Below are 8,507 nucleotides of genomic sequence, written 5' to 3'. Positions count from 1 at the left end.
GCGGCGAGCCGTTCGATGCGGACGTGCTGTTTCGGGAGGTCGTGAGTGCCGCGCCGTATCGCGGTCTCGCGCGGGCCGATTTCGACGCGACGATCGATTTCGTTGCTACGGGCGGCTACGCGCTGAAAGCCTATGAGCGCTTCGCCAAGATCAGGCAGGACAAGGCTGGCCGCTGGCGTGTGACGCATCCGCGATTTGCGCAGGCCTATCGCATGAATGTCGGCACCATCGTAGAGGCGGTGATGCTGAAGGTGCGGCTGGTGCGCTCGCGCGGCGGAGCGAGCGGCCGCACGGGCCCGATCGCGCGTGGCGGGCGCATTCTCGGTCAGGTGGAGGAATATTTCGCCGAGACGCTGGCGCTCGGCGACACCTTCGTGTTCGCGGGCGAAGTGCTGCGCTACGAGGCGATGGTCGAGGACGAACTCTACGTGTCGCGCGCCACTTCCGATGATCCCAAGGTGCCGTCCTATGAAGGCGGCAAGTTCCCGCTCTCGACATATCTCGCATCGAGAGTGCGAGGCATCCTTGCGACGCCATCCGAATGGAAAGCGTTGCCGCAGCCGGTGCGCGAATGGCTGGAGATCCAGGAATGGCGTTCGGTGCTTCCGGGACCGCGCGATCTCCTGGTCGAGACCTTCCCCCGGGGCGACAAGCATTACCTCGTCTGTTACCCGTTCGAAGGTCGCCTCGCGCATCAGACGCTTGGCATGCTGTTGACCCGCCGGCTGGAGCGCGCGCGAATGCGGCCGCTGGGCTTCGTCGCAAATGAATATGCACTCGCCGTCTGGGGGCTCGGCGATGTCGGCCAGCGCGTGCAGCGTGGGGAACTTTCGCTGTCGGAACTTTTCGACGAAGACATGCTCGGCGATGACCTGGAGGCTTGGCTCGCCGAGTCGATGATGATGAAGCGGACCTTCCGCACCAATGCGGTGATCGCGGGCCTGATCCAGCGGCGCTCGACCGACCGTGAAAAAACCAGGCGACAGGTCACGATCTCGACCGATCTGATCTACGACGTGCTGCGCAAGCATCAGCCGGACCACCTGCTCCTGCGCGCGGCGCGTGCCGATGCTGCAACAGGTCTGCTCGATATCAAGCGGCTTGGCGAAATGCTCTCCCGGATCAAGGGTCGAATCGTCCATAAGCCGCTGGAGCATGTGTCGCCGCTTGCGGTTCCGGTGATGCTCGAAATCGGCGTCGAGTCGGTCTATGGGGAAGCGGCGGACGCACTTCTCGCGGAAACCGCGGACGAACTGGTCAGGGAAGCAATGACGGGGGTTTCAGGTGGTCGCCACGGCGGCAACTAATTGGCCGGATTACCAGACCGACGAAGTGGAACTCCTCGGCGAGCGGCTGGTCGTGGACCCTTCGGGGATACTCTGGTGTCCGGCGGAGCGGCTGCTGGCGGTCGCGGACCTGCATTTCGAAAAGGCGTCGAGTTTCGCGCGCTACGGTGCGTTGTTGCCGCCATTCGACACGGCGGCGACGCTGGCGCGGCTGTGCGAGGCGATCATGCGCTACCGGCCGCGCACGGTGCTGGCGCTCGGCGACAGTTTCCACGATGGCGACGGCCCCCAGCGGCTTGGCGATACCGACCGCGAAATGATCGCGGCGCTCCAGCAGGGCCGCGACTGGATTTGGGTTGCGGGCAATCACGATCCGGACCCTGCCATCGGTATCGGCGGCGTCTTCACCCCCGAATTATCGATTGGCGCTGTCACGTTCCGTCACGAGCCGCGGGGAGAGGCAGGCGAAATCGCCGGCCATCTGCATCCGATGGCGCGGATCAGTGCGAGGGGCCGTTCGGTCAGCCGCAAATGCTTTGCGATCGATGACGCGCGGATGGTGATGCCCGCCTTCGGTGCTTTCACCGGTGGGTTGAACATCCGGGCGGCGGCATTCATGAATGTCTTCGGTGCGCTGTCGTTCCGCGCGCATATGCTCGGCGCCACACGGCTCTACGCGGTCGACGCGATGCGGTGCCTGCCGGACTGATCAGTCTTTCCGGAATACGACCGATGCGAACCAGCCCGTCGCCAGCGCCATCAGCGTTGTGAACAGGCCGTAGAGAATGCCGTGATTGGCTGCGGCATTCACGATGAACTGCTCGATCCCGACCTTGACCACTTCCAGCGCGGAATGCGCACGGGCGAGCTCGGTTCCGTCGGCGAACAATCGCACGTCCACGTCATAGATTCCGACCGGCGCCTCCGCTGGAAGCCGGATGGTGGCGCGGAACAGGCTCGGCGTCAGGAAAGTAACGCCCGTGGGCTCTTCCACATAGAGCTTGCGCTGTTTTCGCAGGCGGATCAGTGCGTCGCGGAAAATATCGTCCTCGCCCGACTGGATTTGCGCGGTCAGCGCCGGGCGCGGGATGAGATATGTCCCGATTTCCTGCCGGCGCATCAGTTCCGGCGCAGCGATTTCGCTCACCGGTCGATTGCTCAGCACAGCGAGATAGGTCGGTGTGTTCAGGAAGCTGCGCGATTCCGCATTCGTCCAGATGCCGAGGACATGGTCCTTGCGGCGCACCACCAGCGTCTGGCGCGGTCCGGATACGGTGACAATGATGTTGTATCCGCCGCGGCGCGAAACCGTCTTCTCGTCGCGCTCGATCGAACCGAACAATACCAGCTCGGTGCCGGTGAAGCTCGACGTGACCAGGACCTGATGGTTGGACAGCGAGGTGATCAATCGCTCCGCGGATGCGGGCGCGGTCGCGATCAGGAGCAGGGCGAAGGCAAGGGCGATGCGGTTCCTCATCATCCACCTCCGGTGAAGCGGATGGAGAACAATTCGGATGGTTGAATCGTCAGATCGAGCGCAAAGCGCACGCCGACCCCAAGCACCAGCAGGCCGAGCAGGAGCCGCAGCCGCTCTGCCTTCATCCGCTGGCCGGCGCGCGCGCCGAATTGCGCTCCGACCACACCTCCGACCATGAGGATCAAGGCCAGCAGCGCGTCGACGAGATGGTTGGTCGCCGCATGCATCACCGTCGCCGATGCCATCGTGATCAGCGTCAGCACGGTGGAGGTGCCGATCACGGTCGCTGTCGGCACCCGCAGAAAATAGATCAGCATCGGGACCAGGAGAAAGCCGCCGCCGATGCCCATCAACGAGCCGATGAAGCCGATGATGAAACCGATGCCGAGGACCGGCATCGCCGAGACATAGATCTTCGAACGCTTGAACCGCACCTTGAACGGCAGGCCGTGCAACCATGTGTGGCTGCCAGGGCGGCGCAAAACGACCGGATAGCCCTGATAGGCCCTGATGATGGCGCGCAGCGCTTCGCTCACCATCATGCCGCCGACGGCAACCAGCAGCACGACGTAGGATAGTGCGATCACCAGATCGAGGAGGTCTGCCGAGCGCAGAAGCGTGAACAGCCAGACACCGCCGGCTGTCCCGACGATCCCGCCCGCGAGCAGCATCATCGCAAGCGGGATATCGATGGCATTGCGCCGCCAGTAACTGATGGCGCTGGATGCCGATGAGGCCGCGATATGACTCGATACGGTCGCGACCGCGACGGCCGGGACAACGCCGATGAAGATCAGAAGCGGCGTCATCAGGAAGCCGCCGCCGATCCCGAACATTCCCGATATGAAGCCGACCGCCAGCCCCATGCCAAGCAGCAGGAACATGTTGACCGGAAGATCGGCGATGGGAAGATAGATCTGCACCGGTTACGCGAGCCGTCGTTGGCGGGGTTGTCTGCCCCGCGTGATAGTGCGGCAAAAAATCCGGCGCGCGGCCGCCGAATGACGCCGCGTTTGTCTCATCCGTACAGGACTGAGCGGATTAGTCGAATGTTTTATCGCGCGTGAGCGGCCTATTTGCCGCGATCGTCAGGACGCCGTGACCCTGGCGACACTGCTGGCCCGCGGCTTCTTTTGCGCGGGCGCGGAATCGGCTGCCGGCCGGTCCCAGCCGCCGGGAGGCGCCGCGACGCTGACCGCGTCATCCGGTTGCTGTTGCGCAGTGAAGGACTGGACCGCCGCGCGTGCCGCAGCCAGCGAGGCGGCGTCGATCTTCGACGCGATCTCGTCGCGCTTTTTTGCGGCGTCGTTGTCGCCCTGAAGGGCGGCCAGCGAGAGCCACTTGTAGGATTCCAGGATATTCTGGTCGACCCCGATGCCACGCGCATAGAGGATCGCGAGATTGTACTGGCTGTCGGCAACGCCATAATCGGCGGCGCGGCGGAACCATTCGGCGGCAGTCTTGTAGTCCGGCTTGCCGTCGACGCCTTCGGCATACAGCACCGCGAGATTGTGCATCGCCTTGGCGTTGCCCTTCTCGGCGGCGGCGATGTAGTGGCGCCGCGCGATCGACAGGTTCTTTTTCACGCCGATACCTTTTTCATAGAGGCCGGCAATGCGGAAATGCGCAGGCGCGAGTCCTGCTTCGGCGGCGCGCTCAAGCCAGCGCAGTCCGGCTTCGGTGTTTTGCGGAACGCCGCGACCCTCGATCTGGCGGATGCCGATTTCGAATTCGGCGGCCGGCTGTCCCTTGGCTGCGGCATTGCGGAGCCCTGCCGGAAGCTTCTCCGGAAGCGGAGGAAGCGGCCCGCGTGCCGCGGCCGGCGCCGGTTCGGCCGGTTTCACGTTGGCGTTGATCGAACCGGTCGGAGCGACATCGGCCGCTGCGGGGGCTTGCGGCTGTGCCGTGGATCTCGGCCGCTCCATCACGCCGGACGGCGGCGTCGCGAAGACATCCGGCTTCGACGGAAGCGTGGCGGGCGCCGCAATCGCCGGTGCAGGTTTCTGTGGTTGCGGCTGCGGTTGAGTCACGGCGTCAGGAGCGTCGGCTGTCTCCAGCGGCTCGGACATGGTGATGTCGGCCACCGACTGGTTGAACGGATCGAGCATGTCGATTGCGACGCGCGCGGACGCGGCGACCAGAATGATGACGCTTGCGCCGACGAACAGCGACCGGACCTTTCGGCTGATGGACTTGCCCTGATTGTCGGTGGCTTCGTCTGCTTTTCCGGCAGCATCCGGTGACGCCGCGGCGGCGGCCTGCGCGGCACGACGCGCGGCTGCGATGAAATTGGTCTGGCCGGGGTGATTGGCGCCGCCCGGCGTCACGTTGCCGAGTGCTGCTTCGGACGCTGCGATCCGCTCTGCGGCAGATGACTGCGGCCGGGCGCGCGGTGTGCCGGAGCCGGGTTCGAGCGGGAAGTCCGGGGGCAAGTTCGGATCGATCGGGGTGCGTTCGCGCGCGGCCGCCTTCGGCTTCGCAGGCTGCGAGGCCGCTGATGCGGCCGCCCTGGCCTTGAGCTCTTCAAGCGCGGATGAATCGAACAAGGACGGCCTTTCGGAAGCCGGGCGCATCGTCGGCTGCGTCGGGGGTGACGGCGCAATATGCGGCGCTTCTGCCGGCTGCAGCGGAAGTTCGACGGTCGGCGCATGACGCTTCGGAGCCGGCGGTGGCGCGGCAGCCGGCATCGCGTTTGGCATTGGCATCGGCGCCGGCGCTTCTGCCGCGAACCGCGCTTCGCGAATGCCGCTCTCGATCATGGCGAGCCGATCGACCAGATGGCCGAGCGTCGAATGCACCGCCTCAAGTGAATCCTGGGTGCGGACGAGATCCCGCTTGAGGTGATCGACGGCCGGCGTCGGGTCGATCGTCGGTTGAGGCGTGGGGATCTGAAACTGGTCGAAGCGCGCTTTCAGGTCCGCGAAGCCGCGCTCGATCGCGCCGAGAACCGGAAGGCTCGCGATCCGCTGTTCCAGCGATTGAAGCATGTCGGAATCGATGCCGCGCGATGACGCTGCGATCCGTTCGACCTTGGCCGACAATCCCCTGATTTCCTCGGACAGTCCGGCGAGGGTGTCGTTTGACGCCACGTTTGCGACGATGCCGCGCAGCGACGTGATCGCAGCTTCGAGCTGCTGCAGCGAGGCGGGGTCCTGATAGGCGCCGGCGGATTGATCGATCCGCTCCGTCAGATTGCGCACGGCCTGTTCGAAGCCTTCCAGGCTCTCGGCCGGCTTGAGGCTTCGGATAGCGTCCCGTACGTCGGCGAGCGAGCGCTCCATCCCCGCGATCGCATCGGGGTCGACGCCGGCGGCGCGGCTGATGTCGATGCGTTCGGCGAGCCGCCGCACTTCCGCCTCCAGCGCTTCGATCGCACGGCGCGGCATGGCCTCCACCAGCCGGTTGGAAATCTCCGTCAGATCGTCCCTCAACTCGCGCAGCGCGCCCGAAAAATCCGGGACCGGCTGCCGCAGGGTCTCGATCTGTGCGGTCAGATTGCGGATCTGCGTCTCCAGGCCCGTCAGATCGGGACCGGCCGCGCTGCGCACCGGCTCGGCAAAATGCTGCGGCTCGGCCGGATAGGACGGCGCGAGCGGCGGCGCATATTGCTGCGGTTGGCGCGCATGTGCCGGCGCGTAAGGGTCTGCCCCATAACCGTAATCGGTCGCTGCTGGCGGCGCCGAGGACGGCACGAAGGGCTTCGCCACTCCGGCATCGGTATCGAGCGCGCGCATCCGTGCGGCGATCTGTGCGACGGCCTCGTCGACATCGACCGGCATGGGGGCAGGCTCCACCGCGGGCGGCGGCGCATAGGGCGCGGGCGCCGGAGGCGGCGCGTAGCCGTAACCGGCCGGCGGCGGCGCCGGATGATAGCCATGAGCGGGATGATAGGGCGGGGGCGCATAGGCCGGCATCGCCGGTCCCTGAGGATAGCCATAGGGGCCGGGCTGCGGGTAGCCGTGTCCCGGATGCTGCTGATAACCCTGTGGCATCGGCGGCATTGGCGGCTGCGCGGGATAGCCTTGCGGCGCCGCGCCGTAGCTCGCGGGCGGGAAATAATAGGGGTGCGGCGCAGGCGCGTGTTCGTCCGGCCGTCCACCGTTTTCAGTCGTTCGCATGCGCTCGTTCATTGCCTGACCCGCAACGCCTGACGGCTTTCGCGCCCTTTCGCGGACCGCGGTCCTTTAAGGAAATGGGGCTGTTGAGAAGCGCGGTCCGTCCCCGGATCGACTTTTTCGTGTCACGGTAAATAAGCGGTTAACCGAAGGAATTTCTTAATAAAACCGGCCGTCGCGCGCGGCTGCGAAACGCAATAGCGTAGGCGTTCAGAACAAATCCGCTCAGGCGATTCGGGGAAAAGCGATGCCGGTCTATAACGCGCCCGTCGACGACGTGATGTTCCTGCTGAACGACGTCTTCCACATCGAGCGCCACAGCAATGTGGCCGGATTCGGCGACGCGACGCCCGATGTGGTCGAAGCAATGCTCGTGGAAGCAGGCAAGCTCTGCTCCGAGGTGCTCACGCCCCTGAACCGTACAGGCGATATCGAAGGGTGTACGCGCCATCCCGACGGACGCGTCACGACGCCGAAGGGATTCAAGGAAGCCTATGACCAGCTCGTCGCCGGCGGATGGGTTGGACTGTCATGCCCGACCGACTATGGCGGGCAGGGCCTGCCCGGCACCCTGACCGTCATCATCAACGAGTTCCTCGCCTCGGCCAATCTCGCCTTCTCGATGTATTCGGGTCTCGTGCAGGGCGCGGTCGCCGCCATCCTCACCCATGCCAGTGATGACCTGAAACGGAAATTCCTGCCGAAGATGATCGAGGGCACATGGGCCGGCACCATGAACCTCACCGAACCGCATTGCGGCACGGACCTTGGCCTCCTGCGCACCAGGGCGGTGAAGCAGGGCGACGGCAGTTACAAGATTTCCGGCACCAAGATCTTCATCTCCGGCGGCGAGCAGGACCTCACCGAGAACATCATCCATCTCGTGCTGGCGCGCATCGAAGGCGCGCCGGAAGGTACGAAGGGCATCTCGCTGTTCATCGTGCCGAAGATCATGGTCAATGACGACGGCACTCTCGGCCAGCGCAATGGCGTCGTCTGCGGCTCGATCGAGCACAAGATGGGCATCCACGGCAACGCCACCTGCGTGATGAACTACGATGGCGCGACCGGCTACCTGATCGGGCAGGAGAACCGCGGGCTTGCCGCGATGTTCGTGATGATGAACGAGGCGCGGCTCGGCGTCGGCGTGCAGGGCCTCGCGCTGTCCGAGGTCGCGTACCAGAACGCGGTGATCTACGCGAAGGAGCGGCTGCAGGGCCGCGCGCTGACGGGTGCGAAATTCCCCGACAAGCCGGCCGATCCGATCATCGTGCATCCCGATGTGCGGCGCACGCTGCTCTCGATCCGCGCCTTCAACGAGGCGGCGCGCGCGCTCACGATCCAGACCGCGCTCTATGGCGATCTCTCGCATCGCTCGCAGGATGCGAAGGAGCGCCAGCATGCCGACGACATGATGGGCCTGCTCACGCCGGTGGTGAAGGGCGTGCTGACGGACTTGGGGTTCGCCAACAGCGTGAACGCGCAGCAGATGTTCGGCGGCCACGGCTATATTTCGGAGACCGGCGTCGAGCAGTTCGTGCGCGATGCGCGCATTCCGATGATCTACGAGGGCGCGAACGGCATCCAGGCGCTCGATCTTGTTGGCCGCAAGCTCGCGAAGGACGGCGG

At 65.2% G+C, this 8,507-nt stretch carries 5 protein-coding genes and 1 pseudogene; 3 read left to right on the top strand and 3 right to left on the bottom strand.

The window, feature by feature from the left end:
- Window positions 1-1,307: pseudogene (locus VNZ93_RS03585) on the top strand (DNA ligase-associated DEXH box helicase); the annotation flags it as partial.
- Complete coding sequence (pdeM, locus tag VNZ93_RS03580) at window positions 1,285-1,995, top strand: ligase-associated DNA damage response endonuclease PdeM (RefSeq protein ID WP_414709967.1); 711 nt, start codon at window positions 1,285-1,287, stop codon at window positions 1,993-1,995. The pseudogene VNZ93_RS03585 and the gene pdeM, both read left to right, overlap by 23 nt.
- Here pdeM and VNZ93_RS03575 read toward each other — a convergent pair whose 3' ends face one another.
- From VNZ93_RS03575 to VNZ93_RS03565, 3 genes are all read right to left on the bottom strand, one after another.
- The gene (locus VNZ93_RS03575) at window positions 1,996-2,763 is read right to left on the bottom strand and encodes a TIGR02186 family protein (protein ID WP_414709968.1); all 768 of its coding nucleotides are present in this window, start codon (window positions 2,761-2,763) and stop codon (window positions 1,996-1,998) included. It lies immediately after the preceding gene.
- On the bottom strand, window positions 2,763-3,686 hold the full coding sequence (locus VNZ93_RS03570) for a sulfite exporter TauE/SafE family protein (protein WP_325700191.1): 924 nt from the start codon (window positions 3,684-3,686) through the stop codon (window positions 2,763-2,765). The genes VNZ93_RS03575 and VNZ93_RS03570 overlap by 1 nt, the downstream gene beginning before the upstream one ends.
- A 165-nt stretch (window positions 3,687-3,851) precedes the next feature.
- Complete coding sequence (locus tag VNZ93_RS03565) at window positions 3,852-6,881, bottom strand: hypothetical protein (protein ID WP_325700188.1); 3,030 nt, start codon at window positions 6,879-6,881, stop codon at window positions 3,852-3,854.
- Window positions 6,882-7,125: 244 nt separating this feature from the next.
- Between VNZ93_RS03565 and VNZ93_RS03560 the strand changes: the two genes are divergently transcribed.
- Window positions 7,126-8,507 (top strand): acyl-CoA dehydrogenase family protein (locus VNZ93_RS03560; protein ID WP_325700185.1); only part of this gene is annotated, 1,382 nt, incomplete at its 3' end.

Source organism: Pseudorhodoplanes sp. (genome assembly GCF_035565795.1).
Classification (GTDB): Bacteria; Pseudomonadota; Alphaproteobacteria; order Rhizobiales; family Xanthobacteraceae; genus Pseudorhodoplanes.
Note: the sequence above shows the minus strand (reverse complement) of the source record. Positions and strands in the feature narration are given on the sequence as shown.

Excerpts from the sequence above, each read along its gene's own strand:
- VNZ93_RS03565 (WP_325700188.1), bottom strand. The coding sequence starts at position 6,881 with ATGCGAACGACTGAAAACGGTGGACGGCCGGACGAACACGCGCCTGCG.
- VNZ93_RS03575 (WP_414709968.1), bottom strand. The coding sequence starts at position 2,763 with ATGAGGAACCGCATCGCCCTTGCCTTCGCCCTGCTCCTGATCGCGACC.